Origin of the sequence: Pseudomonas sp. R1-43-08 (genome assembly GCF_003852255.1) — a bacterium.
Lineage (GTDB): Bacteria > Pseudomonadota > Gammaproteobacteria > Pseudomonadales > Pseudomonadaceae > Aquipseudomonas.
Map to the genome: position 1 here is coordinate 1,291,327 of NZ_CP027734.1, position 25,252 is coordinate 1,316,578.

Sequence of the window (25,252 nt, forward strand, 5' to 3'; positions counted from 1 at the left end):
GGAGCGATCATGGCACTGGGATTCACACCTGTAGTGGAGCTGTATGGCGCCAATGCTGCGCTGTTCAACGAGCGGCTATTGGAATGGGAGCATGTCGACGCAGCGGGCTTTGTATCCGACCAGCTCACGCTGACCCTCGATATCGAGGGCCTTGAAGGGTTGCCCGAGCTGGGCGGAAAAATTGGCTTGCGCGTGGGGTACCTTGAGTCCGGCCTAGTGGATAAGGGCGTGTTCAAGATCACTCAGCGAACACCGTCGCTGTTCCCGATGCGCTTGGCGCTGGTGGCCACGGCAGCGCCGTTCGATGAGCACGAATTCAAGCAGCGCCGTACCGCCAGCCATGGGCCGATAACCTTGGGCGCACTGTTTCGCCAATTGACCAGCCGCTACGGATTTTCGCCGCGTGTGGCGCCTGAACTCGAGCGCGAGCAGATCGCGCACATCGATCAGACCAATGAAAGCGACATGGCCTTTCTGACCAGGCTGGCCAAACGCTTCGATGCGGTGGCCAAGCCTGTCGACGAGCTGTATGTGCTGGGGCGTAAAGGCCAGATCAAGTCGTTGTCGGGCAAGGCACTGCCGGATGTGCAGTTGTCCGTTACCCGTAACAATCGCCCGGGTGACCAGGCCTTTATCAGCGCCAGCTTCACCGAAGCCTGCCGTGCCAAATACAACGGCGCGCAAACGTCCTGGTGGGATGTGGCGGCCGGCAAAAAGCATGTCGTAGAGGTGGGCATCGCGCCGTTCAAGGTGGTGACGCAACGCTACCAGAGCGAGGACGAAGCGCGCTCAGCGGCGCAGGGAGAAATGCGGCGTGTGGGACGGGAAGGGTTGCAGATCAATGTGGTTTGCCCCGGTAATCCGTCGTTGGCCGCTGAAGGCTTGCTGCTGCTGGACGAGTCGTGGCCAAGCTTCATGCAGGGGCGCTGGTCAATCAAGAAGGTGACGGCCAGCGGTAAACGAGCAGACGGCTATCGGTGCACGATCCAGGCCAGCGGTTTGTCGGTGTAGACACTTATTCAGAGTAAAACCAATGCTGATGACACTTGCCCAGCTTCTGGGTGTGATGCCTGGGGCCCGCCTTCGAGCGGGCATTTTTTTGTCCCCTTTAAATGCAGCCTTCGTTCGGTATGAGATTAGCAGTGCCAAACGCATCGCCGCCTTCCTCGCCCAGATCGGCCACGAATCCGCCGAATTGCGCTACGTGCGCGAGCTGGGCAGCGATCACTACCTCAGCAAGTACGACACCGGCACCCTGTCCGCCCGCTTGGGCAATACCCCGGAGGCGGATGGTGATGGGCAGAAGTACCGGGGCAGGGGGCTGATTCAGGTCACGGGACGGCGCAACTACCTGGCGTGCAGCCAGGCACTGTTTGGCGATGATCGCCTGCTGCAGCAACCGCAGTTGCTTGAACAACCCCAATGGGCCTGCGAATCCGCCGCCTGGTTCTGGCAAACCAACGGCCTCAACGAATTGGCCGACAAGGACCAGTTCACCACGATTACCCGGCGTATCAACGGCGGCCTGAACGGCCTGCAGGACCGCGTGCAATTGTGGGAGCGGGCGAAGGCGGTGTTATGCGTTTCCTAGGCTGGTTGCGCTGGGTCGGCATTTGCCTGCTGCTTGCGCTGGTGTGGCAAGTGCAGGCCTGGCGCTATGGTGCGCAGCTTGAGCAGCAGGCGGCGGGTCATGCGCTGGCACTTGGTCAGCAGCGCCAGGCCGCGTTCGAACAGCAACAGGCAGAACAACAAAAACGCCTGGCCCTGGAGCAACAGCTCAACGCCAGTGACCAACAACACACCCAGGAGTTGAGCGATGCCCAACGTAACCAAGCTGCTCTGCGCGACCGCCTGGCCACTGCTGATGTGCGGTTGTCAGTCCTTCTCGACGCCACCGATCCCGCCGGCGGCGCGCTTGTGCCCGCCTGCGCCACCCCCGGCGGCGTGGTTCATGCAGCCCCACGAGCCCGACTTGACCCGGCGCATGCTCAGCGAATTATCCGCATCACCGACGACGGCGACAACGCCCTGATCGCCTTGCGTGCCTGCCAGGCCTATGTGCGGGCCGTCGCGCGTTAGTCTTTTGATGCACTCTGCAACTTGCATGACCGATGGGCTGCTGTAGGGTAGGCGAACCACCGCCCATTCCTGGAGATGACCGTGAAGGAAATCACTCAACTGGCTGCTGAACTGGGGCGCCGTTTGCAGGTGCTCAATGCCCATGTCACCACCGCCGAGTCCTGCACCGGCGGCGGTATTGCCGAAGCCATCACGCGCATACCGGGCAGTTCGGCGTGGTTCGAGGCGGGCTATGTTACCTATTCCAACCGACAGAAGACCCGGCAATTGAACGTACCGGAAAAGCTGTTTTCCAAAGTTGGCGCCGTCAGCCAGGAAGTGGTCGAAGCGATGGTGCGAGGGGCACAGGAAAAAAGTCTGGCGCGGTTTGCCGTGGCAGTCAGCGGCGTGGCGGGCCCGGACGGTGGTACGCGGGACAAGCCGGTGGGCACGGTATGGCTGGCGTTCGGCGTGGGCGATGAGGTCACGGCCGAGCTTGCGCACTTCCCCGGTAATCGCGATGAAGTCCGACGACAAACGGTAAAAGCCGCGCTGGAGGGCTTGTTGCGACGAGCTGCAGCAGAAATAGACAATCAGGGGTAGGCGATCTTCGATCTTTGTGGAACAATACTGTCTACTTATACAGGTGTTGGCCGTCAGGCCTTATTGATTACGTGAGGACTTTAATGGACGACAACAAGAAGAAAGCCTTGGCTGCGGCCCTGGGTCAGATCGAACGTCAATTCGGCAAGGGTGCCGTAATGCGTATGGGCGATCACGACCGTCAGGCAATCCCGGCTATCTCCACTGGCTCTCTGGGTCTGGATATCGCGCTCGGCATTGGCGGCCTGCCAAAAGGCCGTATCGTTGAGATCTACGGTCCTGAATCTTCCGGTAAAACCACCCTGACCCTGTCGGTGATTGCCCAGGCTCAGAAAATGGGCGCCACCTGCGCATTCGTCGATGCCGAGCACGCCCTGGATCCTGAATACGCCGGCAAGCTGGGCGTCAACGTCGACGACCTGCTGGTTTCCCAGCCAGACACCGGTGAGCAAGCCCTGGAAATCACCGACATGCTGGTGCGCTCCAACGCCATCGACGTGATCGTGGTCGACTCCGTGGCTGCCCTGGTACCCAAGGCAGAAATCGAAGGCGAAATGGGCGACATGCACGTGGGCCTGCAAGCCCGCCTGATGTCCCAGGCGCTGCGTAAAATCACCGGCAACATCAAGAACGCCAACTGCCTGGTGATCTTCATCAACCAGATCCGTATGAAAATCGGTGTGATGTTCGGCAGCCCGGAAACCACCACCGGTGGTAACGCGCTGAAGTTCTACGCTTCGGTTCGTCTGGATATCCGTCGTACCGGTGCGGTGAAAGAAGGTGACGAGGTTGTCGGTAGCGAAACCCGCGTCAAAGTCGTGAAGAACAAGGTAGCCCCGCCTTTCCGCCAAGCAGAGTTCCAGATTCTTTATGGCAAAGGCATCTACCTGAACGGCGAGATGATCGACCTGGGCGTGCTGCACGGTTTTGTCGAGAAGTCCGGTGCCTGGTATGCCTACAACGGCAGCAAGATCGGTCAGGGCAAGGCCAACTCGGCCAAGTTCCTGGCAGACAACCCGGATATCGCCGCCACGCTTGAAAAGCAGATTCGCGACAAGCTGCTGACCCCTGCGCCAGACGTCAAAGCCGCCGCCAACCGTGAGCCGGTTGACGAGATGGAAGAAGCCGACACTGACATCTGAAGCAAACGATGACTGTTGTACTGGATACACTTGTCGCCGTTCGGCGCACTGCGATGGACCTGCTCGCACGTCGCGAGCATGGTCGAGTCGAGCTGACGCGCAAATTGCGTCAGCGCGGCGCAGAGCCTGAAATGATCGAAACGGCCCTCGACCGTTTGACGGAAGAAGGGCTGCTGTCGGAAGCCCGATACCTCGAAAGCTTTGTGTCCTACCGCGCGCGCTCCGGTTATGGCCCTGCGCGGATTCGCGAAGAGTTGAGCCAGCGCGGCCTGCAACGTGCCGATATCGACCTCGCCCTGCGTGAGTGCGGTATCAGTTGGCAGTCGCAGTTGGAAGAGACTTGGCGCCGCAAGTTTTCAGGCCATCTGCCGATTGATGCCAGGGAGCGTGCGAAACAAGGCCGCTTCCTGAGCTATCGCGGGTTTTCGATGGACATGATCAGCCGCTTGTTAAGCGGTCGGGACATGGACGACTGAACGCCACAAAACGAAAGGCCCACTATGAAAATAGTGGGCCTTTTTTTTCGCCTGCAAAAAATCACGCAGGCTGTGGCGTCACCCGCTGCTGCGTCTCACCCTGAGCCTGGACCCAGTTTTCCGGCAAGTTGATGTAATCCACCAATTCGCGCAATCGCCCTTGGTCGCGGCCATTGAAGTTGAAGACCAGTCGCGTCAAATGACTGAACCTTGGCTCGTCATGGTCTTCGCCTGTGTAGGCAAGCTGCTGGAACGCTCCGCTCAGCCGCAGGCTGGCAAACTCATCCTGCAAATGCGCCAGGGCTCGATCACTGAGTGGATGATTCATGCGCACTACGAACTCACGCTTCAGCCAGCGCGTTGAATGGAAGTTGGCATAAAACCGATTGATCTCGTCCACGGCTTCTTCTGCGCTGTAGACCAGGCGTATGAGCTTGAGGTCGGTCGGCAGGATATAGCGATTAGCCTCCAGCTGGCTGCGGATAAAATCCAGAGCGCCTTGCCAGAAGCCGCCGCCGGGTGCGTCCAGCAGTACCACCGGCACCAGTGGGCTTTTGCCGGTCTGGATCAGGGTCAGCACTTCCAGGGCTTCGTCCAGGGTGCCGAAACCACCCGGGCACAGGATCAGTGCGTCGGCTTCCTTGACGAAAAACAGTTTGCGGGTAAAGAAGAAGTGGAAGGACAGCAGGTTGTCGGTGCCGTCGATGGTCGGATTGGCATGCTGTTCAAACGGCAGGGTGATGTTGAACCCCAGGCTGTGCTCCAGGCCCGCGCCCTCATGCGCTGCAGCCATGATGCCGCCGCCGCCGCCGGTGATGACCATCAGGTCGGAACGCGCCAACGTCGCACCTACCTCTCGAGCCAATGCATACAGGGGGCTTTCCACTGGCGTACGTGCCGAGCCGAACACCGTCACCTTGCGCCGCCCCTTGAACTGTTCGAGTACACGGAAGGCATGGTCCAACTCACGAATGGCGCGCAAGGTGATCTTGGCGTTCCAACGGTCGCGGTCATCCTGGGCCATGCGCAGAACGGTGAGGATCATGTCGCGATACAAGGGGATATTTGCACTGTTGGGGGCGATCAGCTGGAGTTGCGCGTCCACTTGTTGCGTGAGGTCGGTGCCATTTTGTTCAAAAAGCTGGAGCAGGGAGTCATTCGATTCATAAGGCATTCAACTTCTCCTTCTTCACAGGGCCTGGGTAGCCGACGAGCGTCGGCAGGGGCCACGACACTGCATGTGTCGTTGCTTGCCGCAGGAGGGCAGGCCTCTTTTGCCCTGAAAAAACATTGCAGAACAGCAGTGAATGCTGCTGCGGGCGGGCGGATGGAATGATGCGATCATGGGCCGAAAAACCCTTGGCTGGCAACCGCTTATTGGTCACTCGCCATGGCGTCAGTCGTTGAAGCGGGGGAGGGCGCGTCGCCAGGCAGCCACGCGCGAATGGCAAGCCAGGGTTACTTTTTCTTCTTGGTTGGAGCCGGGCAGTCGGCTTCGGCGAATTTTACCGAGGCTACAGGACGGTTGGTCTTGTTCTCGGTAATTTCGTAGCGCATCACCGCGCCCTTCGCCATCAGTTCTCGGTAGCCTGGGTTGGTGCATACGCTGCGGCCCAGTTGGAAATATACCGCCTTGGGATTGGCACGCATCTGTTCGGCGCGGTCAGGCAGCACGCTCAGATGATCAATCAGTTGCGTGCCTTCAACGGTGTAGGCCACTTCCAGGGTTTTTTCATCGATTTCCCGGGGCAGGTCCTTGTTGCTTTCGGTCGCGACGCTTTGCAGCTTCCGGTTCATTTGAGCCTCCAGCAGCGAGGCTGCATGGGCGCCCACAGGCAAGGCCAGCGCAATAGCGACGGATGGGGCAACGAGGCGCAGCATGGAACGCAGCATCAAACTCTCCTGATTCGGTTACTGGTGCATAGACCAGCCACTGCGCTGTGCGTTCAGTGGCGCGCAATTATAGGTGAGCGCTTGTCACTACAGCCAGGCGTATCGCTGGTAAACTGCGCGCACTTCAATTGCTCTTGAGTGACCCTTTGTCGATTTACCCGTCTGTATGGCGCATCCGATGAGCCACGCCGTCTCCCGCTTGCGTACCGAGCGCCTGGCCCGAGCCGTCAGGCCTTTCCTTAATCGGGGATCGCGTGCCGAGCGGTGCTCCGGTTGCCGAGTGATTCCCGAGTATTGCCTGTGCGCATGGCGACCAACGGTTCAGGCCAACGCTGCCATGTGCCTGTTGATGCACGACGTCGAACCGATGAAGCCCAGTAATACCGGCTGGCTGATCGCCGACGTTATCGACGACACCACGGCGTTCGCCTGGTCGCGCACCGAAGTCGATCCGGACCTGCTCACCTTGCTGGCCGATCCGCAGTGGCAGCCGTACATCGTGTTCCCCGGAGAATTCGTGGCGCCCGAGCGGGTGGTCAGCACGGTGAATACCCAGGCGGGCAAGCGCCCACTGTTCATCCTGCTGGACGGCACTTGGAGCGAAGCGCGCAAGATGTTTCGCAAGAGCCCCTACCTGGAGCATTTGCCTGTGCTGAGCCTGGCGCCGGAGCAGCTGTCACGCTACAAGTTGCGCCGCTCCAAGCGTGATGATCATTTCTGCACCGCCGAGGTTGCCGCGCTGTGTCTGGAGTTGGCCGATGATCAGCTCGCCAGCGAAGTCCTGGACGCCTACCTCGATGTATTCAGCACGCATTATCTGGCCGCCAAGTTTCAGTTGCCTCTGGACGCGACGGACAGTGTCCACACGCGTTTGGCGCCTTATATCCCCGCGGCCTGACCCCTCGACGTTCGCATGATGGCACCTTAATCGCGTAACCCGCTAAAATCCCCATGGGCGTAGCGCTTGACCCCCCAGGCTGCGCTGGGCATGCTGGGCGCCGATTGGGGCGCTAGCTTGGTTTTTCGACGTTGTTTCGCATGTTTTTGACGTTGAGCGTGCCCCGTGGCGATGGCTGCCTGGCTGTTGCCTTGTGTACTGGCGGACCCTGAACCCATCAGGGCTCCCCTAAAAACAGGATCATTTAATCAATGGCCACATACGAAATCCTGATAGCCGATGACCACCCGCTGTTTCGCAGTGCGCTGCATCAGGCCGTAACCCTGGGCCTTGGCCCGGACGTGCGCCTGGTCGAAGTCGCCAGCATTGCCGAGCTGGAAGCCCGCCTGACTGAAAAATCCGACTGGGACCTGGTGCTGCTCGACCTGAACATGCCCGGCGCCTATGGTTTTTCGGGGTTGGTGCTGCTGCGCGGGCAATATCCGCAGATTCCGGTGGTGATGGTCTCGGCCCAGGAAGACGCCGATGTGGTGGTGCGCTCCAAGGAGTTCGGCGCCAGCGGCTTCATTCCAAAGTCCAGCGCGATGGAAGATATCCAAAAGGCTGTGCGTGCCGTACTGGACGGCGATGTGTCCTGGCCACCGCAAGCGTTTGAAGAAATCAACGTGTCCGACGAAGCCAAGGCGGCTCGTGATGGCTTGGCCAGTTTGACGCCCCAGCAGTTCCGCGTATTGACCATGGTCTGCGAGGGCTTGTTGAACAAGCAGATTGCCTACGAGCTGAGCGTGTCGGAAGCGACCATCAAGGCCCACGTCACGGCGATTTTCCGCAAGTTGGGGGTGCGAACGCGCACCCAGGCGGCGTTGCTCTTGCAACAACTTGAGTCAATTTCGCAGCATTAAGTTACAACCGGTTCACGCTTTTTTGACTTTGCGTGATCTAGCTTCCCCACTTCTTTGGTTCAGTTGCCTACATCTATGTCGCCTTTCAAGGGTCAAACCGGTATCAAACGTATCTTCAACGCAGGGGGCTATTCCCTGGATGGCCTGCGCGCGGCTTTCACCGGCGAGGCGGCGTTCCGCCAGTTGGTACTGCTGAACGTCATCCTGATTCCGTTGAGTTTTTTCCTGCAGGTCAGCCGCGTCGAACGGGCGTTGCTGATTGCCGTGTGCCTGCTGGCGCTGATCGTCGAATTGCTCAATTCTGCGGTGGAAGCGGCGATCGACCGCATTTCCCTGGACCGCCACCCGCTGTCGAAAAACGCCAAGGACATGGGCAGCGCCGCGCAATTCGTGGCCTTGACCATGATCACGCTGGTGTGGGCGGTCATTCTGATCTAACGATCAGGCGATGCTCGGCAATACGATTTCGTCGCTGCGCTGAACCCCGGCGGTAAAAGCGCGGCACAGTTCCAGGAACTCGCGCATCGCTGAGGTCTGGTACTTCTGCTTATGCCAGATAAAGTAGAACTGCCGGGCCAGGTCCAGGTCCGGGGTTTCTACCGGCACCAGGCTGCCACGGCGGAACGCATCGCGCAGTGCCAGTCGCGAAATGCAACCAATCCCCAAACCCGACTCCACTGCTCGTTTGATCGCCTCGGTGTGTTCCAGCTCCAGGCGGATATTCAGCGCGCTGCGATGATGGCGCATAGCCTGATCAAATGTCAGGCGCGTGCCTGAGCCTTGTTCCCGCAGGATCCACGCCTCATGGGTCAGCTCATCCATGCTGGCCACGCCACGCTTGGCCAAGTGATGCTGGGGCGCGCAGAACACCACCAGCTCATCCTCCACCCAGGTCTGCACCTCGATGTCCGGATGGCTGCAATCGCCTTCAATCAGACCCAGGTCAATTTCGTAATGCGCCACCTGATGCACGATATGCGCAGTGTTTTGCACATGCAGTTTCACCTGACTCTCGGGGTGCTGCTGCATGAAGCTGCCGATCAGCAGGGTGGCCAGGTAATTGCCGATGGTCAGGGTGGCGCCCACGGCCAGTGAGCCAAAGCCGGACTTGCCGTTGAGCAGGTCCTCGATCTCCTTGGCCTGGTCCAGCAGGGCCACTGCTTGAGGCAGCAATTGATGCCCGAGCGCATTGAGGCTCAGGCGTTTGCCGGCGCGGTCGAATAATTGGCAGCTGGATTGGCGCTCCAGCTCGGTAATCGACGTGCTGGCGGCGGATTGGGATAAGGCCAGAAGGCCAGCAGCGCGGGAGACGCTTTCCTGCTGGGCGACGGCAACGAAGACTTGCAGTTGACGGAGAGTGAATCGCATATCGATATAACCGATAACCCTTATCTTAATAATCCAGTTAACAGATATTGTCGCCGCCATTAGAATGCTGTGCAATTGCGCACTTCACCTGTGGCGCAGGCCCATTTCCAGGAGTCCCCCGTACATGAGCAACATGAACCACGAGCGTGTCCTCAGTGTTCATCACTGGAACGACACTCTGTTCAGCTTCAAGTGCACCCGCGATCCGGGTTTGCGCTTCGAGAACGGTCAGTTCGTGATGATCGGCCTGCAACAGCCCAACGGCCGCCCGCTCATGCGCGCCTACTCCATTGCCAGCCCGAACTGGGAAGAGCATCTGGAATTCTTCAGCATCAAGGTGCCGGATGGCCCGCTGACTTCCCAGTTGCAGCACTTGAAGGAAGGCGACGAGATCATCATCAGCAAAAAACCGACAGGCACCCTGGTGCTTGACGATTTGAAGCCGGGCAAACACCTGTACCTGCTCAGCACCGGCACGGGCCTCGCGCCATTCATGAGCGTGATTCAGGACCCGGAGACCTACGAGCGCTTCGAAAAAGTGATCCTGTGCCACGGCGTGCGTTACGTCAACGAAGTCGCCTACCGCGAATTCATCACCGAGCACCTGCCGCAGAACGAATTCTTCGGCGAGGCCTTGCGTGACAAGTTGATCTACTACCCGACCGTGACCCGCGAGCCGTTCGAAAACGAGGGCCGCCTGACCGACCTGATGCGCAGCGGCAAGCTGTTCAGCGACATCGGCCTGCCACCGATCAACCCCGAAGACGACCGTGCCATGCTGTGCGGTAGCCCAAGCATGTTGGACGAGACCAGCGAAGTGCTGAACAGCTTCGGTCTGAAAGTTTCGCCGCGCATGCGTGAGCCGGGTGATTATCTGATCGAGCGTGCGTTCGTCGAAAAATAAACGCGATAAAAAATGTGGGAGGGGGCTTGCTCCCGATAGCAGTGTGTCAGTCAACTCATCTGTGACTGAACCACCGCCATCGGGAGCAAGCCCCCTCCCACATTTTGTTTCCGGTCCATTCAGTTGGCTGGAAGTACTTCCAGCACACAAATAAGCCCCGCCTCGGGATAGTGCCAACGCACATCCACATCCCAGAACTGCACACCGTACTCGCGTTCGGGCCCGGGCGTCTGGTAGGCAGGGCGCGGGTCCTGCGCCAGGCACTGATCGATCAACTCCACTAACGGCTCGCCAAGACGCTGCGCATGGCCCTGGGCCTGTTGCAGTGCAGTCTTGAGCCACTGCACGCCAATCAGCTGCGGCGCACCGCTGGCGATGCGGTTGGTGGCGGTATCAACGCTGTCGGCATAGGGCACATACGGCTTGATATCCAGCACCGGCGTGCCGTCGAGCAAATCAATCCCGGAAATCCACAGGCGCCCCGGTTCTACCTTGTCCAGCTTTACCACCGACTGGCCGATGCCATTGGGGCGATGGGTCGCGCGGGTGGCGAAGACGCCCATGGCGGTGTTGCCGCCCAGGCGCGGCGGGCGCACTTTAAGGCGTGGCTTGTCTTCCAGCGCCTGGTGGAACAGAAACAGCAGCCACACATGGCTGACCTGTTCCAGGCCTTGCACCGCTTCGCCGCCATCGAACGGCGCCACCAGCTCCAGCACACCGCGGGCGGCCGGCGCCAGTTGCGGCTGGCGCGGGATAGCGAACTTCTCCTTGAAGCAGGAGCGTACGAAGCCGACGGGCGCGACCTGATAACTCATGGCTTACGCGCGAACCCGCAGCGTCAGCCCCTTGAGGAAGTTGCGCAGCAACTGGTCACCACAGGTGCGGTAGTTGGTGTGACCGAACTTGCGGAACAGCGCGCTCAGCTCCGGCTTGGACACTGGGAACTCGGCAGCCTTGAGGATGGCGTGCATGTCGTCTTCCTTCAATTCGAAGGCCACGCGCAGTTTCTTCAGGATGATATTGTTGGTCACCGGGGTTTCGATCGGCTGCGGCGGACGGCTTTCGTCCTTGCCGCGCTTGAACATGACCAAGCCATCGAGGAAATGCGCCATCACCTCATCCGGGCAAAACACGAAGCCTTCTTCCTCATCTTTCTTGAGGTAAGTCAGCACGTCTTCCTTGGTTACGTCCATGCCGCCGAGCTTGATGATCTCGACCATCTTGTTGTCGCTGATGTCGAGCATGTAGCGCACGCTGCGCAGTACGTCGTTGTGAATCATGGTGGGCAATCCTGGTTTTCAACGGGGTAGACACTGCCCAGTCAGGCAGTGTCGGGAAAAGGGCACCGGCTTAGAACTTCTCTTTGCCGGACAGGTAACGCCATTGGCCCACGGGCACCTTGCCAATGGAGACGCCACCGATGCGAATGCGCCGGATGGCGACGACTTTCAAGCCAACGGCTTCGCAGAACAGCGCTATCACCCCCGGCTGCGGGTTTTTCAGCGCAAACCGCAGGCGGTTTTCGTTCTGCCAGCTGGCTTTCACAGCCGGCAGCTCCTTGCCTTTGTAGGTCAGGCCGTGGTTCAGGCGGTTGAGGCCGTGGGCCACGATGTCGCCCTCGACTTCCACCACGTATTCCTGCTCGATCTTGGCGGCATCGGCGGTCAACTTGCGCAGAATCTTCCAGTCCTGGGTGAATACCAGCAGGCCGCTGGCCTTGGCTTGCAGGTCGGCACTGGCGGTCAGGCGCAGGAAGTGACCCTTGAGCGGGCGCTTGCTGAAGCGGTGTTCTTCCGACAGGGTCTCGGCGCTGATCGACGCCATGGCCGTCTCGGCATCCATGCCCGCCGGAGCGTGCAGCAGGATGGTCACCGGCTCCGGCACCGTGGCTTTAGCTTCGGGGTCCAGCTCGACCTTCTGGGTGGTGACCTTGAACTGCGGTTCGTCGATCACTTCACCGTCCACCGAGACCCAGCCGCCTTCGATAAACAGCTCAGCCTCCCGACGGGAGCAACCGACCAGTTCGATAAGGCGTTTGGAGAGGCGTATGGGGTCAGTCATGACAAGGGCCGTAACAAAAGGGGGCGGCTATTGTACCTGTGTGGGGCCGGTTAATCCCGGCCCCATTTCAGCGCGGTGCTTTATTGATAAAGCGCGATTCAAAAGGTGGTCAGCCACTGCCTATGTGCTGCTGCTGGCGCAGGCGCATATGCAGCAACGGATAGGGCTGGCCCAGGCCGTCGTGTTCCGTGCGTCCGACCACTTCAAAGCCTTGCTTGAAATAGAACCCCAGCGCCTGCGGGTTCTGCTCGTTCACGTCCAGCTCATCGGCATTCATGCACTCGATCGCATAGCGCAGCAATTGCCGGCCCAGGCCCTGGCCTCGAAAGGGTGGGTCGATAAACAGCATTTCGACCTTGCCCGCAGCCACCCCGGCGAACCCGGTGATGCGTTGGCGCGCGTCCTTGGTGCAGATCAGCATCACGGCGTCCAGATAGCGAGTCAGCACCTGGTTTTTCAGGCGCAGGATGTAGCTGTCCGGCAAGAAGTCGTGGGTAGCCCGCACCGAGGCCTCCCAAATGCGTGTCAACTCTGGGTAGTCGCAGGTTTTAGGTGTGTGGATGACCGAATGCTGACGCATGCCCGCGACCCTTTGCCTTATTGGGAGTGATGGGCAAAACGATAGACGTAAAAAAGCCCCGCATCCTGTTCAGGAGCGGGGCTTTTTCATTTTTTTACAATCAATCGCGCTTTTCAGCCCACAAGTCGTACTCGTCGGCGTCAGTCACCGTGCACCACACCTTATCGCCGGGTTTCAAGCCGCTGGCATCGTCGATAAACACGTTACCGTCGATTTCCGGCGCATCGAAGAAGCAACGGCCAACCGCGCCTTGCTCGTCGACTTCGTCGATCAGCACTTCGATCTCCTTGCCGATGCGCAGTTGCAGGCGCGCCGAGCTGATCGCCTGCTGGTGCGCCATGAAGCGCTCCCAACGGTCTTGCTTGACGTCGTCCGGCACCACGGCCAGGTCCAGCAGGTTGGCCGGGGCGCCTTCAACCGGCGAGTACTGGAAGCAGCCGACGCGGTCCAGCTGGGCTTCGGTCAGCCAGTCCAGCAGGTACTGGAAGTCTTCCTCGGTTTCGCCAGGAAAACCGACGATAAAGGTCGAGCGAATGATCAGGTCCGGGCAGATTTCGCGCCAGTTCTTGATGCGTGCCAGGGTCTTGTCTTCGAAGGCCGGGCGTTTCATGGCCTTGAGCACCTTGGGGCTCGCGTGCTGGAACGGGATGTCCAGGTACGGCAGGATCTTGCCGGCGGCCATCAATGGGATCAGCTCGTCAACGTGCGGGTACGGGTAAACGTAATGCAGGCGCACCCACACGCCCAGGCTGCTCAAGGCTTCGCAGAGTTCGGTCATGCGGGTTTTCACCGGCGCGCCATTCCAGAAACCGGTGCGGTATTTGACGTCGACGCCATAGGCGCTGGTGTCCTGGGAAATCACCAGCAGCTCTTTCACGCCGGATTTGACCAGGCGCTGGGCTTCGTCCAGCACGTCGCCGACCGGACGACTGACCAGCTTGCCGCGCATCGACGGAATGATGCAGAAGCTGCAGCTGTGGTTGCAGCCTTCGGAAATCTTCAGGTAAGCGTAGTGACGGGGGGTCAGCTTGATGCCTTGCGGCGGCACCAGGTCGATCAGCGGGTTGTGGTCCTGGCGCGGCGGCACCACGGCGTGTACGGCGTTGACCACCTGCTCATACTGCTGCGGGCCGGTCACGGCAAGCACGCTTGGGTGGACGTTGCGGATATTGCCTTCTTCCACGCCCATGCAGCCGGTCACGATGACCTTGCCGTTTTCCTTGATGGCTTCGCCGATCACTTCCAAAGACTCAGCCTTGGCCGAGTCGATAAAGCCGCAGGTGTTGACCACCACCACGTCGGCGTCCTGGTAAGTGGACACGACGTCATAGCCTTCCATACGCAGTTGCGTGAGGATGCGCTCGGAGTCAACCAGAGCCTTCGGGCACCCTAGCGATATAAACCCTACACGCGGATTATTACTCATATACTCATAGCCTGCAGGGCTTGCCCTGGTGAATTTCAAGGCGCGCGATTCTAAACGTTGATCAATTAATGCGCAAAAACATTTGTTGCGATTGATTTTCGTTATTGTTTTGGGAAGGGAGTTGGAAGGGATGTCGAAAAATACAAAAGACCACGACGTAGACGGCAAAAGCTATGTCGTGCGAAAAAAAGCGGATGCTTTCAATGACGGGGCAACGCTACTGGGGGCGCTGATTGGTTATACTTCTTTCTTAGGCATTGTCTATGGGACTTTGGCATTCAATCGTCCTGAACTTATTGATCTGGCTTTTCAAAATAAAGCCCCATTATTCACGCTACTGTTTAGTGTAGGCGTTTTTTTTATTGCCTTCATAGTGAAAATGACCAATCTGGGTAGTGGTACTTTTGAAAAGGTAAATACTCCGACTGCTCGTGTTAAGTTTGAATCTTCCTTATCCCTACTTGGGAAGTTGGCGTTGTTCTTATCGACGGGGCTGGAGCTAGCTGATGGCGATGATTCGGATAGCAAGAAAAATAACGGTGAGGGTAAAAATAGCTTAAAAGCAGATTATTTAAGTTATGGGGCGGTCTCTAACGGTGAACCATTTGAGATCTATTGCTCAAGTATTTTAAAGTCGCTTTCCGCATATGCCACTAGTTCAGAGGTTACTGCGACTAAGCTTTTAGATAAAGGAGTCGCTTTTATGGCTGGCGGCTTGGTTTTTTATCTTCTTGCGATAGTGATTTGGCAAGTTTTTGCAAACCTTACACATCCAGACCCATATGTCATGTACGTGGGTATGGCCGCCTGCTCAATGACTTTTATCGTTGTCGAGTTCCTCGCGGCGTGGTTTTTTAAGCAATACCGATATTACGTAGAGGTTTCACTTGCATGCCTGAGAGTTCGCTCAGTGTATGACCGTTATCTGCTCGGGTATTATGCTTTGAAGGAGTTCAAGACCGACGGTGACGAGAAAATCAGGAATCAAATGTCTGAGATTTTGAAAGAGGATGTGAAGTGGCCGACATACAAAGGCGCGTCTGCTAATGACTTTAATTACATGGTTGAGTCTATGAGCTCTGCCCACATGACTCTTGAGAAGTTGAAAGATCTTTTTCAACCCGAGAAGCCGAAGCCTGGCGCCAGCACTACATGAAGGCTTCAGATAAAAAGGTTTATAGCTACCTCCGTTTTTCCGATCCTCGTCAGGCGGTTGGAAGTAGTGCTGATCGTCAACTTGCTTACGCTGCTTCTTGGGCTGCAATGCATGGAATGGTTTTAGATTCCTCGCTTTCACTCAAAGATGAGGGGCTGTCGGCATATCATGAAAGACATGTAACGCAAGGTGCGCTTGGTGTTTTTCTCCGTGCAATCACCGAGGGTCGGATTCCGAACGGGTCTGTGCTAGTAGTTGAGGGGCTGGACAGATTAAGCCGAGCTGAACCTTTGCTTGCTCAGGCGCAACTGGCTCAAATAATCAACGGTGGCGTCACAGTAGTAACTGCAAGCGACGGTCGTGAATATAACCGGGCGAGTTTGAAAGCGCAGCCGATGGACCTGGTTTACTCCCTTCTAGTAATGATTCGTGCCCATGAAGAGTCCGACACGAAAAGCAAGCGCGTTAAAGCAGCTATTCGCCGGCAGTGTGAAGGCTGGATAGCAGGAACGTACCGTGGTCTGATTCGAAACGGCAAAGACCCACAATGGCTCCGCCTGTCTCCCGGAGGCTGGGAGTTGATTCCTGAGCGTGTGGCAGCCGTGAAGCGAGCTCTTGAGCTATACAGCCAGGGCCTTGGCGCTGGTCGAGCTGCAAACGTCATGCATGACGAGGGATTCAAACTTACCGAATGGGGTATCTCCGGTCTGCAAATCTACCGAATGATTAAGCAGCCAGCGCTACGCGGCGTAAAGCGCTTGACCTTAGATGGTGAAGACTTCGAATTGGAGGAGTATTACCCGAGGGTTTTGTCCGATACCGAATGGTCAGAATTGCAGCACTTGGCAAGCCAGCGCTTCCGCCGCCGTGGTGCCGGGGAGATTCCGGGAATTATCACCGGAGTGGGCTTAGCTTTCTGCGGTTACTGCGGTACTGCAGTGGTGGCGCAGAACATTATGAATCGCCGGCGCGCTGATGGCACTATCGCTGACGGTCATCGGCGTTTGCACTGTACCTCTTACAGCAAGAACGGCGGCTGTTCCTATGGTGGGAGCTGTAGTGTTGTGCCCGTTGAGCGCGCCGTGCTCAGCTTTTGTTCCGATCAGATCAACCTGACCAGATTGATGCAGGCCGGTGACGCTGGCCAGACTCTTCAAAAGCAATTGGTTGTGGCCCGAGCTGCTGTTACGAAAATCACCACACAGCTTTCTAAAGTGACCGATGCACTGCTGGCGGATGAAAGCGGCGCGGCTCCTCTCGCGTTCGTTCGCAAGGCAAGAGAGCTGGAAGCACAGCTGACTGCAGCGGAACAAAAGGTTGCTCAACTGGAGCATGAGGCTGTTGCTACAAGCGGAGCCGTACGACCAGCGCAGGCCGAACGGTGGGTAGAGCTGGCGGCAGACGTTGAAGCTGGGGACTACGGCGCCCGGGAGAAGGTACGACAGCTGGTCATGGACACGTTCAATCGCATCGTAATCTATATGCGTGGGATGCAGACCGATGGCCGCAATGGCCCATTCATTGATGTGCAGCTCTTCTCGCGTTCCGGCCAGCACCGTCTACTTCGAATCAACCGCAAGAACGGCGCTTGGGTAGCGAGCGAAGACTGGGAGTAGGGCAAATGTTACAGCTGTAACAGATCGGTTATACTGTGTTTTTATACAGTATTAGCAAGGAGCTCCAATGCCGAGTCAAACCTCTGACGGTGTCGTCTGCCAGTTGTACACCTCGTACGAGAGTCTGATTCTTCGTATTCACCGTCAGATAAATAGTTCGACCGCTCAGCACAGGCGGCAGACGGTCATCATGCTCCAGCCGGGTGAAAGCTTGGACGACTGGGACACGTTCCTGGACCAGCTGGAGATGGAAGAGAGCGTGAGGGTGACGCACATCGAAGCTGGAGCTGCTCACCTAAGATGGACCAATCAGCATTTTTCCCGAATAGCATATGGCTAATTTCCACTGCATAAAAATTAGTCTGCGGCTTGATTAAAAATAAGCCGTAGGCTAATTTATCTTCGTCAGCTCTTGGCAGCTATTTGCGCTGCCTGATCGTAACGGAGACCTACAGCATGACCCTTCACCTAACGCCCTCTGTGAGGGCACGGCTTTGTCAGCAGATCACCCAAAACGGTGTGTTCTCTCATAGCATCTTCGATTACAGCGGCGTGATCTGCGCGACCGCTGTCGTAGCGATTGAGCAGTATGAGCGTGCCGTGTTGATGCGCGTTGAAATTGGTGACAGCAACAACACCGTCACACTGGCGGTCAGTGAGGACACTGGAACGCGTGCCATCAGGTTTCTAGAGGATCTGATCAACGGCGTGAGCGTCAGTACCGTGCGGGGAGTTGATGAGATTCTGTTTGTCACTGATCTGGAGCTGGTTCTGCGCGAGGCACTGCGGCAGCAGCAGGGCACGTATGAGTTGCCAGTAGATCAGGTTGAGAATCTCTGGTTGATGCTTCGACCGAGCGCAGCCGATCCATCGCGGACAGTCTTTCACTTCGAGTTAGATAGCGTGGGAATTACCTTGCCGCTTCGCTTGCCCAGTGACCGTGGCCAAGCCTACGAATTGCTGTCTGCTTGTGTGCAAGAGTTCGTTGCTACCTATCGCAGGGAGCGGTAAGGCATGCTTGAAGACAATGTAGTACAGGCTCTGGCGATCAGTATTTCTGAACTGGATAAACGATTGCTTGTTAACGGTCTCGTCGGTTGGAGGGCCGCCAACGGTGACATCGATGAGGCCATCAGCGCTGAAAATTGGGGGGCGATAGACCGCGCTCAAAACGACCGGGCATCGCACGCAAATACCATTGCGCTTATCTTCCACAAATACACTGACATCACGACAGAGCAAGGGGCACACGGATGATTGGTATTCCAACGACAGGCGCCCTTGAGCATGGCCGCATTAGTGCCAATGTCACCAGCGGTTATCAGTTCAAAACCGCGGATGGCCGGCCGGCGCGCCTTGCGATCATTGATGACCAGGGGAACGTGGTGGAGTCAGGCGACAGCGTGGCCCGGGAGGCGTGGAATGTATGCATCGCTGTGGTCAAGAATTTCAAAATCGGGCAGGGACATATCGTTGTTCACAGTGCCCCTCCAGGCATCACGCCTCCGAATGCACAGGCAGCGCCGTCAAAAAACGCTGTAGGAAGACGATAAGTCCCGATGCTGGTTAGAGCAAAGACGTGCGCTACATGCCGGTGATTTTGGCGTCGATTGCCCGCCCGATAATTTCCCAGCTGTCATCCAGCACTACGGGCTGGTAATTGGGATTCAGCGGCACCAGGTAGCCCACGCCCGCATCAAGAACGTATTGCTTGAACGTGGTTTCGCCGCTGACAAGGTTGCGTGCAACGTAGAACTTGCTACTGATGACATCAAAGCCTTCCGGACACACCAGGATAGGTGTTCCTTCGGGGAAGGTGGGCGGTGTATCCGACGTCATCGACTTGCCCTTGACGCGTAACCAGTAGCCTTTAGGGCCAGCGTTTTCCGTGGAGCTCAGCCATTCATCTGAAATTCCGGTTGGATAGCAGCCTGACGACTCAATCCCACGTCCAGCATCAACCCAACTTACCAACGGATATTCCGATGCCTGTCTATGGGGCTGGATCATTGGGCTTACGTTCGCCATCTCAGCAATTTCCGCAGCCAAACGCGGGCTGAAACTCGCAATAGGTTCCTGGAGCAATTTCGCCAGTACTGCAGCAAAGCGAGCATTCAGCGGGTTCGTACCCTTCAGATACTGGTTGACGGAAACGGGCGTAATCCCAGCCGCATCAGCGATCTTTTTTTGAGTGAGTTTAAGGGCGTTCTTTTTTGCGAGAAAAAGATCGTGAGCGGCTTTGCACTCAGCCAGAAGGGCCTCGGACAATGGTTTTTTTGAGTTCGTCATAAGCAGATTATAAGCCGCAGGCTAATATTATTCCGTTAGCCGTTGGCTTCCTATTTCTAAATTTTAATGAAACCGGCGGCTAATTAAATCTTGTCATTGAAATAGCCGTCGGCTAATATTCTGCGTTCATAGACACCTGAGGTGTATGTCGTGGAAAAAATCTCGTTGAGTGACTTCGTCAAGAAGATTGGCCAGGCAAAGGTTGCACGTGCTTTAGGCGTCAAACCTGCATCTATCGCCAAAGCGCTGAAAATGCGCCGGAATATTGAGGTGGCGGTTGCCGCTGATGGCGCCTGCGTGGCTCAAGAGGTGCGTCCATTCCCCTCACACGTTGCGGATGACCAAGACGGCAAGCAGACTAAAAGCAGCGACGCTGCATGACCACGTCCAGTCCGCGACAGTTGTCCATCTCCCGAGATCAGGTGCTGGTGGCTCACGCCGTCGAAATGATTGCTCGCACCTGTTTCAGCCAAGACGACTTCGCCCAGGTGTTGAGTGCGAATTTGCACCAGCAGATCCCTGCGAAGGCCGCGCTTAAGGATGTTCCCGACTTCACCGCGCTCGCTCTGGGGAACGACACCACGTCGTTCCTGCGAGCCTCTGGCGCCTGGCTGCGCCGCGTTGGGCGCTGGCTCAATGGCGAAGTAGATCTACCGAGTTGGCTGGAAGAGTCTTGGGTTGAGACGCTGGCCGGCGACTTTAAGGACAGCTGCATCAACGAGTTGGCCAGCCGGCACGGTCTTACAGGGGCGCGTGAATTGGATGGAAACGGCAACCCGCTAGGGGCGTTCGGCCAACTGGTTACGCGCCTCGGCACCACCGTTGCTCTGGGCAGTGAAATACTGGCTGACGGTCGTATAGACGCTGACGACTTGGATAAGCTGCCAGAGTTTGTTGATCGCCTGCGTTCAGTAGAAGCCCGATGCGGCGAGCTGCGGTCGCGAGCGGAAGCTGTTCTGCTTGAGCAGTCCAAGCACCCCCACCTGTCCCGGGTGAACTAGCGCCTGTGACTACCCTGGACAAGGACATCCAATCGCATGCGGCCAACAGCCGTAAGGGCGGCACCAGTAAGGGCCGGCCGGCGACTGTTCATAAAGACAAGAAAAGTCCACATGCCGCGCTGCACGCACCAATTCGAGCACCTCGGTATTCAGCTCCACGTCGCTTGACGGGGCAGCAGCTGAAAAACCCGTTGCTGCGAATGGCCTTCTCTCGGCTCCGGCAGATCGGAGATCTACGCGGTAAATACTTGCGGGATCTGGACACCATCCATGGCGGTCGCCGCACGCGCTCCGAAAAGTTTGAAGCCCTGGCCAAGGCTTCCGAGCAGATGCTTCTGCGGTTGGACTTGGCTACCGGTGTATTAGGATGGCTCGACGTCGAGCGCGGGCAGTACTTTCTCAATACGCAATGCGGCATCGCAGAAGATTGCGATATGTCCCCAGCGTCTCTCAACCGGCTGATGCACAGTTTGGACCTGGCGGGGTACGTTTACCGGCGGATCGAAAAAGTTCGGCTGGACGAAAAGGACGAGGCTGGGCTTAACCTGGTGCGAACTCGTGTCCTGGTCCGGTTCACCGAAAAATTCTTCGCGGATCTTGGTGTGCGCTACCTTTGGTTTCGGGCCAAAAAAGCCGCGATCAAACGCAGGGACAAGGAGCTACGTGAAATCAGCGGCCTTCGTGCGGCACGCCAAGAGAAGGCATCACTGGAGGCATTCCGGCGACAGCAATCCCGTAACAACTGGGAGAGAAGTGAGGCGCGCAAGGCGGCTCATGCGCATGGCCAACACGAAACGCTGAGCCCTACTACCGGATCACCTGCTGGGTTAAAACCTCCCCTAGAGCCTGACAGAGGGCCGGGCGGTGTGGGTGAATCCATGGCGCGCCTACTGCGCAACGTCCAAGTCAAGAAAGACACTCCGACGAATTAATCGCATCCCCTGCGAGGCCAGGTTACGCCTGGTGGTCGAAAAAATACCCTCCCGCTGTGCTTGCCTCACCTGCACGCGTCGTAATGCGGACAAACGCGTACCGTCTCCCTCCATTTTTATCGTCTTTTTCCAACGGCGCCGGCGTGCGCGTAGGTGATCCAGGATGCCTTTGAATTAAACGGAATTTTATACCCCTCTCAGCATCCCCAAAGGGTATTAAAAAGAGATTTTCGAGGTGTCCGTAGGTTCAGTGTGTTGGGTACATGATGATGCCTTCGCCCAAGGGCTCAGTTCGCTACGCTCAGCTTTTTATGAGGAGCGCGGGCTGCGCGCCCGCCTAGCGGCAGGGCAGTGCCCTGCACCCGTGCTAGATACCCATCACTCCGTTCTGGTGATCTAGCGCCCTCAAAGCGGTAATTGGGCGCGCCGAGGTGAGTTTTAAAATTCACCGGCAGCGGTCGCGGGCATGTTCGGGCGGCGCAGCTGATATTTTTGGGTGTGGTTTTGACAGAATCCCGGCCGCTACGCGGGTAGCGCCGCGCCACGATTGTGAGATTCATTTGAGAATGTCGCGGCGGCTTATATGCCTGCGCTGCAGGCATTCCGATGCGATAGCCGCCATTGGTGTTAGGCAGGGCCGCTTGGCGGCACTGTATCGATGAGGATGGGGCGAGGCGAGGAGTAGGGGAGGATGGTCCGGCAGTCAGGCGGGTTGCGAGGCGCCGACTTGGAGAAACAGCTCCTGCTGCTGTTCCGCCGGCAGATTGCGGATGCGTTCGAACAAGAGCGTTTCCAGGCGTTGTGTGGGCGGTCGTAGTGAGTGCTTGAAAGTCAGCTCCGATACCCACGTGTGCCCGCACTGAGCATCCAGGCATTGGCAATACAGCTTCACATAGCCCCGGGTAATCTCTTCCCGTGAACTGATTCGGCCCTTGTGATCGCAGGCAGTGCAGTAGATTCGCATGGTTCCCTCCCCAGGGTCTAAGAGCCATCATTATGCCTTTCTGATTGGTGATAATCACTAACTACTGTCTGTTTATTCAGTTGTTTGCGTGGGTGTTTCGAGTTTTTTCCAGTTGATTCTCCTGTCATTGCGAAGGGTGTCGTTCACTTGGTTGAACAGCTGACAGATCGGCCTGATCTCGTTGCTGGTGTACACACGATCGATCTTCTCGATATCCCCAAACCCCCCGCTGTTTTCCGGGATGATCCCGGCCAGGGCAGGGTTCATTCGCCAGGCGGCAATCACATCGTTACGAGTGATGTTCTTCACCTTCTCCAGCTCGTCCTTGGCCTGGAAGTCCCCCACGGGGATGATCTGGATCGCGTTTTCCTTGCCGTTGGGGATGTTGACGAACATCGAGCGGAAGTTGCCCACGCCCTTGCTGGCGCTGATCTGGGCGCGAAGGTTCTCTTCGTCTTCCTCGGTAAGGTCCGGGTCGTTGGTGTAGAAGATGTAGCCCGCGTGCGCGCCGTTGCTGTAGTAGCGCCGGCGAAACAGGGTCGCGGCTTCGTTGAGCAGCAGCGCCTGCAGGCCGCCCAGATAGTCGGGTACGCCGTAGATGTTCTGTTCTACGTCATAGTCCAGGACGTGTTCGATTTCGTCCTGGTGGAAGTCCATGTACTTGCTGTCGGGCAAAAGCATCCTGAACCCGCCGTCGACCTTGACCCGCATGTTGATGGCGGGTAGGTGCTGCATCTCCAGTACTTCCCCGAAGGCGTTGGTATCGCGATAGAAATACGCCTCGCCGAACACCATGTAATCCAGGCTCGCCCGGCCCATGGTCTGCGTGCTGCAGCCCTCGGACGGGATGAATTCACGCAACAGCAGGTTGCGCTTGAACTTGGGAATGGCGCCGTGGTGCGCATTGGCGCGCAGCAGCTTGGCCAGGCCCGCCCGTGACACCGGCGGCTTGTAGATTTCGCCGTCGTCGCTGAGAAACACCCCTAGGTACTCGCCGATGTTGCCGGACAGCACCTGTTCGGGCTCCCCGAATGTGAACGCCCTCATGGGCTGCGGCTGTCGCGCCTGTTGGCTGATTTGGGGCTTTTTGTGTCGTGGCTTGGGCATTGGTTCCGCTCGTGACATAGCGGCTACGGCGCCGCTTGTTGGTGTTGAGGGGTTCATTGAACAGGGCGTGCATGATCGACCAGGCGATATCGGCGTGGCCGGTAGCGTCGGTGCGCGAAGCGCTGTAGGTCACTTGGCCGCTAGTGGTGGTGCCGCGTTTGATGGTCAGGAACGCCTGGGCGATGTCGGTCCAGCCGGCGTCCCATTCGATGCGACTGCCCTGGATCGTGTCCTGGGCCTTGAGTACCAGCAGGTTCTTGGTCTCCAGGCTGTAATGGATCGGCGTGGCTTTAGGGTAGAAGTCGCGCACCAGGTCGAACACGCCATAGCCCACTCCGGTGATATCGATACCGATGTGTTGGACGTTGAAGCGCTCGGTAAGCTTTTTGACCTGGGCAGCCTGGTAATTGAATGAGTGCCCCCGCCAGCTGTGTTTCTCCAGGATGCGGAATTTCGCCCCGGGTTCCAGCGGCGGAGCAACCACCACGCATGTGGCGTCGTCGCGGGTGCGGCTCGGGTCGTAGCCAAGCCAGACCGGACTGTTGCCGAAAGGTCTATCCAGTTCCGGGTCGTAGTCCTCCCACAACGACAGGTCGGAGTAGCAGCGCTCCAGATCCTTGAGACCGAACGCGCTCTGGCTGCTGTCGATGAACTTGCAGTAGAACAGCTGCTGGAATTTGTCTTCGTCGTACTCCAGCTGCAGCTGCTCCAGGTCGAACAGATCGCAGCCGCCATCGATCGCATCCTGGATCGTAATGGTCTTGCGCCATTGGCCGTCAGGACACAGCGCGCCTTGGGTGTAGGACGCCTCGGTGGGCCAGGTGCCGCCGGCTTTCTTACCGCGTTTGCTGTTGCGGAACTCCTCTCCCGACCAGAACGGGTACGCCTGGTGCGACACCGCGCTGGGCGTCGAGAAGTAGGTTTTGCGCCACTTCTTGTGGGTGCCCATGGCGCTGGCCACGGTGCTGAGCTTTTCGAAGTCGCGGATCCAGAAGTATTCGTCGACGTAGACATGCCCGTGGTAGCCCTGGGCGGTGCTGCTGTTGGTCGACAGGAAGCGCAGTTCGGCGCCGTTGCTGAGCGTGATCGGGTTGCCGGTCAGCTCGATGTCGAACCACTGTTTGGCGAACTGGATGATGTAGCTGCGGAAAATCTCCGACTGCGAGCGGCTGGCCGACAGGAACACCTGGTTGTCGCCAGTCAGCACTGCATCCATGAACGCTTCGCCGGCGAAGTAATAGGTCAGGCCCACCTGGCGGCTTTTGAGGATGTTGCGGATCCGGCTCGTCAGCGGATTTTGCTTGGCCGCGAACAACTCCTGCTGATAGCGGTACATCTTGCTGATGAACTTATCCAGGAAGTCGACTTCGGTCAGACCGCTGATATCGTTCTTGGCCTTCTTTTCCTTTTTCCTGTCGCTACCCTCGCCACGGCTGGAGCGTTCGCCACGCGACCGCCTGCGCGGTTCCTGGGGCTCGCCCATGTCCTCGCCGTTCGATGCCGCCACCGGTGCGGGCTTGGCCGCTTGTTTCAGCAGGCGCTCGCGAACGAGGGTCAGTCGGTCCAGTTCGTTGAGGTCGTCTTTGGACAGGCTGCCAACCTTGTCCAGGAGGAGGGTGATCCGCCGGCCGACGGCCGTCAGCGGTTCTTCGTCCGACAGCATGTCCTCCCAACCGCCCTGGCGGATCCAGTAGTAGACGATCCGGATGTTGGGCAGGTTGAGCTGCGCCTGAATTTCCTTTGCCTTACAGCGGCGCAGAAACAGGCGTTTGGCGGCTTCTTTAACTTCGGTCGAGTAGTACATGGGCCGCAGTCTATGCGGCGAAAACGCTGGAAACGCGGGGTTAAATTCCGTGATCCGCCTATATCTCAAATA

Annotated in this window: 31 protein-coding genes; 19 read left to right on the forward strand and 12 right to left on the reverse strand. The window is 57.8% G+C overall.

The features are described 5' to 3' along the window. Nucleotides 1-9 precede the first annotated feature (9 nt). From C4J87_RS05720 to recX, 6 genes are all read left to right on the forward strand, one after another. On the forward strand, nucleotides 10-1,011 hold the full coding sequence (locus C4J87_RS05720) for a contractile injection system protein, VgrG/Pvc8 family (protein WP_124366033.1): 1,002 nt from the start codon (nucleotides 10-12) through the stop codon (nucleotides 1,009-1,011). Between the two features lie 22 nt (nucleotides 1,012-1,033). Next, a complete protein-coding gene (locus C4J87_RS05725) occupies nucleotides 1,034-1,591 on the forward strand; it encodes a glycoside hydrolase family 19 protein (RefSeq protein WP_124361544.1) in 558 nt (185 codons plus the stop codon). Then, complete coding sequence (locus C4J87_RS05730) at nucleotides 1,579-2,079, forward strand: lysis system i-spanin subunit Rz (RefSeq protein WP_124366034.1); 501 nt, start codon at nucleotides 1,579-1,581, stop codon at nucleotides 2,077-2,079. The genes C4J87_RS05725 and C4J87_RS05730 overlap by 13 nt, the downstream gene beginning before the upstream one ends. 81 nt (nucleotides 2,080-2,160) lie before the next feature. Next, entirely contained in the window at nucleotides 2,161-2,661 is a 501-nt protein-coding gene (locus C4J87_RS05735) for a CinA family protein (protein WP_124366035.1), read from the forward strand. Between the two features lie 83 nt (nucleotides 2,662-2,744). Then, complete coding sequence (gene recA / locus C4J87_RS05740) at nucleotides 2,745-3,803, forward strand: recombinase RecA (protein ID WP_005785454.1); 1,059 nt, start codon at nucleotides 2,745-2,747, stop codon at nucleotides 3,801-3,803. Between the two features lie 8 nt (nucleotides 3,804-3,811). Continuing rightward, a complete protein-coding gene (gene recX, locus C4J87_RS05745) occupies nucleotides 3,812-4,279 on the forward strand; it encodes a recombination regulator RecX (RefSeq protein WP_124366036.1) in 468 nt (155 codons plus the stop codon). Nucleotides 4,280-4,340: 61 nt separating this feature from the next. Here the strand turns inward: recX and C4J87_RS05750 are convergent, their stop codons facing one another. Continuing rightward, a complete protein-coding gene (locus tag C4J87_RS05750) occupies nucleotides 4,341-5,453 on the reverse strand; it encodes a TIGR00730 family Rossman fold protein (RefSeq protein ID WP_124366037.1) in 1,113 nt (370 codons plus the stop codon). Nucleotides 5,454-5,737: 284 nt separating this feature from the next. Further along, complete coding sequence (locus C4J87_RS05755) at nucleotides 5,738-6,172, reverse strand: PA3611 family quorum-sensing-regulated virulence factor (protein WP_124366038.1); 435 nt, start codon at nucleotides 6,170-6,172, stop codon at nucleotides 5,738-5,740. Between the two features lie 178 nt (nucleotides 6,173-6,350). On the opposite strand from C4J87_RS05755, the gene C4J87_RS05760 reads away from it, so the two are divergent. The 3 genes from C4J87_RS05760 to C4J87_RS05770 all read left to right on the forward strand — a co-directional run bounded on the left by C4J87_RS05760 (nucleotide 6,351) and on the right by C4J87_RS05770 (nucleotide 8,410). After that, nucleotides 6,351-7,070 carry a tRNA-uridine aminocarboxypropyltransferase gene (locus C4J87_RS05760; protein ID WP_124366039.1) on the forward strand — a complete coding sequence of 240 codons (720 nt, stop codon included), beginning with the start codon at nucleotides 6,351-6,353 and terminating at the stop codon, nucleotides 7,068-7,070. A 251-nt stretch (nucleotides 7,071-7,321) separates the two neighbouring features. Then, complete coding sequence (gene erdR / locus C4J87_RS05765) at nucleotides 7,322-7,972, forward strand: response regulator transcription factor ErdR (RefSeq protein WP_124366040.1); 651 nt, start codon at nucleotides 7,322-7,324, stop codon at nucleotides 7,970-7,972. 75 nt (nucleotides 7,973-8,047) lie between these two features. After that, the gene (locus tag C4J87_RS05770; RefSeq protein WP_003189051.1) at nucleotides 8,048-8,410 is read left to right on the forward strand and encodes a diacylglycerol kinase; all 363 of its coding nucleotides are present in this window, start codon (nucleotides 8,048-8,050) and stop codon (nucleotides 8,408-8,410) included. A gap of 3 nt (nucleotides 8,411-8,413) precedes the next feature. Here the strand turns inward: C4J87_RS05770 and C4J87_RS05775 are convergent, their stop codons facing one another. Further along, nucleotides 8,414-9,340 carry a LysR family transcriptional regulator gene (locus tag C4J87_RS05775; RefSeq protein WP_010212678.1) on the reverse strand — a complete coding sequence of 309 codons (927 nt, stop codon included), beginning with the start codon at nucleotides 9,338-9,340 and terminating at the stop codon, nucleotides 8,414-8,416. Between the two features lie 124 nt (nucleotides 9,341-9,464). Between C4J87_RS05775 and fpr the strand changes: the two genes are divergently transcribed. Continuing rightward, the gene (gene fpr, locus C4J87_RS05780; protein ID WP_003189055.1) at nucleotides 9,465-10,244 is read left to right on the forward strand and encodes a ferredoxin-NADP reductase; all 780 of its coding nucleotides are present in this window, start codon (nucleotides 9,465-9,467) and stop codon (nucleotides 10,242-10,244) included. A 119-nt stretch (nucleotides 10,245-10,363) separates the two neighbouring features. Here the strand turns inward: fpr and tsaA are convergent, their stop codons facing one another. From tsaA to rimO, 5 genes are all read right to left on the reverse strand, one after another. Further along, complete coding sequence (gene tsaA / locus C4J87_RS05785) at nucleotides 10,364-11,059, reverse strand: tRNA (N6-threonylcarbamoyladenosine(37)-N6)-methyltransferase TrmO (protein WP_124366041.1); 696 nt, start codon at nucleotides 11,057-11,059, stop codon at nucleotides 10,364-10,366. Nucleotides 11,060-11,062: 3 nt separating this feature from the next. Next, nucleotides 11,063-11,524 carry a DUF1456 family protein gene (locus tag C4J87_RS05790; RefSeq protein WP_124361554.1) on the reverse strand — a complete coding sequence of 154 codons (462 nt, stop codon included), beginning with the start codon at nucleotides 11,522-11,524 and terminating at the stop codon, nucleotides 11,063-11,065. A 70-nt stretch (nucleotides 11,525-11,594) separates the two neighbouring features. After that, nucleotides 11,595-12,305 carry an rRNA pseudouridine synthase gene (locus C4J87_RS05795; RefSeq protein ID WP_124366042.1) on the reverse strand — a complete coding sequence of 237 codons (711 nt, stop codon included), beginning with the start codon at nucleotides 12,303-12,305 and terminating at the stop codon, nucleotides 11,595-11,597. A 109-nt stretch (nucleotides 12,306-12,414) separates the two neighbouring features. Continuing rightward, nucleotides 12,415-12,885, reverse strand: a complete 471-nt coding sequence (locus C4J87_RS05800) for a GNAT family N-acetyltransferase (protein ID WP_124366043.1) — start codon at nucleotides 12,883-12,885, stop codon at nucleotides 12,415-12,417. A 100-nt stretch (nucleotides 12,886-12,985) separates the two neighbouring features. Further along, a complete protein-coding gene (rimO, locus tag C4J87_RS05805; protein ID WP_124366044.1) occupies nucleotides 12,986-14,311 on the reverse strand; it encodes a 30S ribosomal protein S12 methylthiotransferase RimO in 1,326 nt (441 codons plus the stop codon). A gap of 130 nt (nucleotides 14,312-14,441) precedes the next feature. Between rimO and C4J87_RS05810 the strand changes: the two genes are divergently transcribed. From C4J87_RS05810 to C4J87_RS05835, 6 genes are all read left to right on the forward strand, one after another. Beyond that, entirely contained in the window at nucleotides 14,442-15,467 is a 1,026-nt protein-coding gene (locus C4J87_RS05810) for a hypothetical protein (protein ID WP_124366045.1), read from the forward strand. Next, nucleotides 15,464-17,083, forward strand: a complete 1,620-nt coding sequence (locus tag C4J87_RS05815; RefSeq protein WP_124366046.1) for a recombinase family protein — start codon at nucleotides 15,464-15,466, stop codon at nucleotides 17,081-17,083. The genes C4J87_RS05810 and C4J87_RS05815 overlap by 4 nt, the downstream gene beginning before the upstream one ends. Before the next feature lie 67 nt (nucleotides 17,084-17,150). Further along, nucleotides 17,151-17,423 carry a DUF1654 domain-containing protein gene (locus C4J87_RS26590; RefSeq protein WP_124366047.1) on the forward strand — a complete coding sequence of 91 codons (273 nt, stop codon included), beginning with the start codon at nucleotides 17,151-17,153 and terminating at the stop codon, nucleotides 17,421-17,423. Between the two features lie 116 nt (nucleotides 17,424-17,539). Next, the gene (locus C4J87_RS05825) at nucleotides 17,540-18,094 is read left to right on the forward strand and encodes a hypothetical protein (RefSeq protein ID WP_124366048.1); all 555 of its coding nucleotides are present in this window, start codon (nucleotides 17,540-17,542) and stop codon (nucleotides 18,092-18,094) included. Between the two features lie 3 nt (nucleotides 18,095-18,097). Then, a complete protein-coding gene (locus tag C4J87_RS05830; RefSeq protein ID WP_124366049.1) occupies nucleotides 18,098-18,340 on the forward strand; it encodes a hypothetical protein in 243 nt (80 codons plus the stop codon). Continuing rightward, nucleotides 18,337-18,636 carry a hypothetical protein gene (locus tag C4J87_RS05835; protein ID WP_122560722.1) on the forward strand — a complete coding sequence of 100 codons (300 nt, stop codon included), beginning with the start codon at nucleotides 18,337-18,339 and terminating at the stop codon, nucleotides 18,634-18,636. The genes C4J87_RS05830 and C4J87_RS05835 overlap by 4 nt, the downstream gene beginning before the upstream one ends. 31 nt (nucleotides 18,637-18,667) lie before the next feature. On the opposite strand, the gene C4J87_RS05840 is transcribed toward C4J87_RS05835, so the two are convergent. After that, nucleotides 18,668-19,372, reverse strand: coding sequence for an XRE family transcriptional regulator (locus C4J87_RS05840; protein ID WP_038449107.1), 705 nt, complete (start codon nucleotides 19,370-19,372; stop codon nucleotides 18,668-18,670). 150 nt (nucleotides 19,373-19,522) lie between these two features. Between C4J87_RS05840 and C4J87_RS05845 the strand changes: the two genes are divergently transcribed. Genes C4J87_RS05845 through C4J87_RS05855 form a run of 3 tightly spaced genes read left to right on the forward strand, consistent with a single transcriptional unit; the run spans nucleotide 19,523 to nucleotide 21,305 of the window. After that, on the forward strand, nucleotides 19,523-19,753 hold the full coding sequence (locus tag C4J87_RS05845) for a Cro/CI family transcriptional regulator (RefSeq protein ID WP_124366050.1): 231 nt from the start codon (nucleotides 19,523-19,525) through the stop codon (nucleotides 19,751-19,753). Beyond that, nucleotides 19,750-20,373: a hypothetical protein gene (locus C4J87_RS05850; protein WP_124366051.1), complete on the forward strand. Its 624-nt coding sequence runs from the start codon at nucleotides 19,750-19,752 to the stop codon at nucleotides 20,371-20,373. Before C4J87_RS05845 ends, C4J87_RS05850 begins: the two co-directional genes overlap by 4 nt. A 5-nt stretch (nucleotides 20,374-20,378) precedes the next feature. After that, nucleotides 20,379-21,305 (forward strand): hypothetical protein, encoded by a 927-nt coding sequence (locus C4J87_RS05855; RefSeq protein WP_256679978.1) that lies wholly within the window; start codon nucleotides 20,379-20,381, stop codon nucleotides 21,303-21,305. 703 nt (nucleotides 21,306-22,008) lie between these two features. Here C4J87_RS05855 and C4J87_RS05860 read toward each other — a convergent pair. The 3 genes from C4J87_RS05860 to C4J87_RS05870 form a co-directional block, all read right to left on the reverse strand. After that, entirely contained in the window at nucleotides 22,009-22,269 is a 261-nt protein-coding gene (locus tag C4J87_RS05860) for an ogr/Delta-like zinc finger family protein (RefSeq protein ID WP_038449110.1), read from the reverse strand. Nucleotides 22,270-22,341: 72 nt separating this feature from the next. Then, a complete protein-coding gene (locus tag C4J87_RS05865) occupies nucleotides 22,342-23,211 on the reverse strand; it encodes a phage portal protein (protein ID WP_164487682.1) in 870 nt (289 codons plus the stop codon). Further along, complete coding sequence (locus C4J87_RS05870) at nucleotides 23,123-25,180, reverse strand: terminase large subunit domain-containing protein (protein ID WP_124366052.1); 2,058 nt, start codon at nucleotides 25,178-25,180, stop codon at nucleotides 23,123-23,125. Before C4J87_RS05870 ends, C4J87_RS05865 begins: the two co-directional genes overlap by 89 nt. Nucleotides 25,181-25,252: the final 72 nt, after the last annotated feature.

What these genes read in the sequence shown, in the direction of transcription:
- C4J87_RS05720 (WP_124366033.1), top strand. Translation starts at nt 10, where the DNA reads ATGGCACTGGGATTCACACCTGTAGTGGAGCTGTATGGCGCCAATGCT.
- C4J87_RS05725 (WP_124361544.1), top strand. Translation starts at nt 1,034, where the DNA reads ATGCTGATGACACTTGCCCAGCTTCTGGGTGTGATGCCTGGGGCCCGC.
- C4J87_RS05730 (WP_124366034.1), top strand. Translation starts at nt 1,579, where the DNA reads ATGCGTTTCCTAGGCTGGTTGCGCTGGGTCGGCATTTGCCTGCTGCTT.
- recA (WP_005785454.1), top strand. Translation starts at nt 2,745, where the DNA reads ATGGACGACAACAAGAAGAAAGCCTTGGCTGCGGCCCTGGGTCAGATC.
- recX (WP_124366036.1), top strand. Translation starts at nt 3,812, where the DNA reads ATGACTGTTGTACTGGATACACTTGTCGCCGTTCGGCGCACTGCGATG.
- C4J87_RS05750 (WP_124366037.1), bottom strand. Translation starts at nt 5,453, where the DNA reads ATGCCTTATGAATCGAATGACTCCCTGCTCCAGCTTTTTGAACAAAAT.
- C4J87_RS05755 (WP_124366038.1), bottom strand. Translation starts at nt 6,172, where the DNA reads ATGCTGCGTTCCATGCTGCGCCTCGTTGCCCCATCCGTCGCTATTGCG.
- C4J87_RS05760 (WP_124366039.1), top strand. Translation starts at nt 6,351, where the DNA reads ATGAGCCACGCCGTCTCCCGCTTGCGTACCGAGCGCCTGGCCCGAGCC.
- erdR (WP_124366040.1), top strand. Translation starts at nt 7,322, where the DNA reads ATGGCCACATACGAAATCCTGATAGCCGATGACCACCCGCTGTTTCGC.
- C4J87_RS05770 (WP_003189051.1), top strand. Translation starts at nt 8,048, where the DNA reads ATGTCGCCTTTCAAGGGTCAAACCGGTATCAAACGTATCTTCAACGCA.
- C4J87_RS05775 (WP_010212678.1), bottom strand. Translation starts at nt 9,340, where the DNA reads ATGCGATTCACTCTCCGTCAACTGCAAGTCTTCGTTGCCGTCGCCCAG.
- fpr (WP_003189055.1), top strand. Translation starts at nt 9,465, where the DNA reads ATGAGCAACATGAACCACGAGCGTGTCCTCAGTGTTCATCACTGGAAC.
- tsaA (WP_124366041.1), bottom strand. Translation starts at nt 11,059, where the DNA reads ATGAGTTATCAGGTCGCGCCCGTCGGCTTCGTACGCTCCTGCTTCAAG.
- C4J87_RS05790 (WP_124361554.1), bottom strand. Translation starts at nt 11,524, where the DNA reads ATGATTCACAACGACGTACTGCGCAGCGTGCGCTACATGCTCGACATC.
- C4J87_RS05795 (WP_124366042.1), bottom strand. Translation starts at nt 12,305, where the DNA reads ATGACTGACCCCATACGCCTCTCCAAACGCCTTATCGAACTGGTCGGT.
- C4J87_RS05800 (WP_124366043.1), bottom strand. Translation starts at nt 12,885, where the DNA reads ATGCGTCAGCATTCGGTCATCCACACACCTAAAACCTGCGACTACCCA.
- rimO (WP_124366044.1), bottom strand. Translation starts at nt 14,311, where the DNA reads ATGAGTAATAATCCGCGTGTAGGGTTTATATCGCTAGGGTGCCCGAAG.
- C4J87_RS05810 (WP_124366045.1), top strand. Translation starts at nt 14,442, where the DNA reads ATGTCGAAAAATACAAAAGACCACGACGTAGACGGCAAAAGCTATGTC.
- C4J87_RS05815 (WP_124366046.1), top strand. Translation starts at nt 15,464, where the DNA reads ATGAAGGCTTCAGATAAAAAGGTTTATAGCTACCTCCGTTTTTCCGAT.
- C4J87_RS26590 (WP_124366047.1), top strand. Translation starts at nt 17,151, where the DNA reads ATGCCGAGTCAAACCTCTGACGGTGTCGTCTGCCAGTTGTACACCTCG.
- C4J87_RS05825 (WP_124366048.1), top strand. Translation starts at nt 17,540, where the DNA reads ATGACCCTTCACCTAACGCCCTCTGTGAGGGCACGGCTTTGTCAGCAG.
- C4J87_RS05830 (WP_124366049.1), top strand. Translation starts at nt 18,098, where the DNA reads ATGCTTGAAGACAATGTAGTACAGGCTCTGGCGATCAGTATTTCTGAA.
- C4J87_RS05835 (WP_122560722.1), top strand. Translation starts at nt 18,337, where the DNA reads ATGATTGGTATTCCAACGACAGGCGCCCTTGAGCATGGCCGCATTAGT.
- C4J87_RS05840 (WP_038449107.1), bottom strand. Translation starts at nt 19,372, where the DNA reads ATGACGAACTCAAAAAAACCATTGTCCGAGGCCCTTCTGGCTGAGTGC.
- C4J87_RS05850 (WP_124366051.1), top strand. Translation starts at nt 19,750, where the DNA reads ATGACCACGTCCAGTCCGCGACAGTTGTCCATCTCCCGAGATCAGGTG.
- C4J87_RS05860 (WP_038449110.1), bottom strand. Translation starts at nt 22,269, where the DNA reads ATGCGAATCTACTGCACTGCCTGCGATCACAAGGGCCGAATCAGTTCA.
- C4J87_RS05870 (WP_124366052.1), bottom strand. Translation starts at nt 25,180, where the DNA reads ATGTACTACTCGACCGAAGTTAAAGAAGCCGCCAAACGCCTGTTTCTG.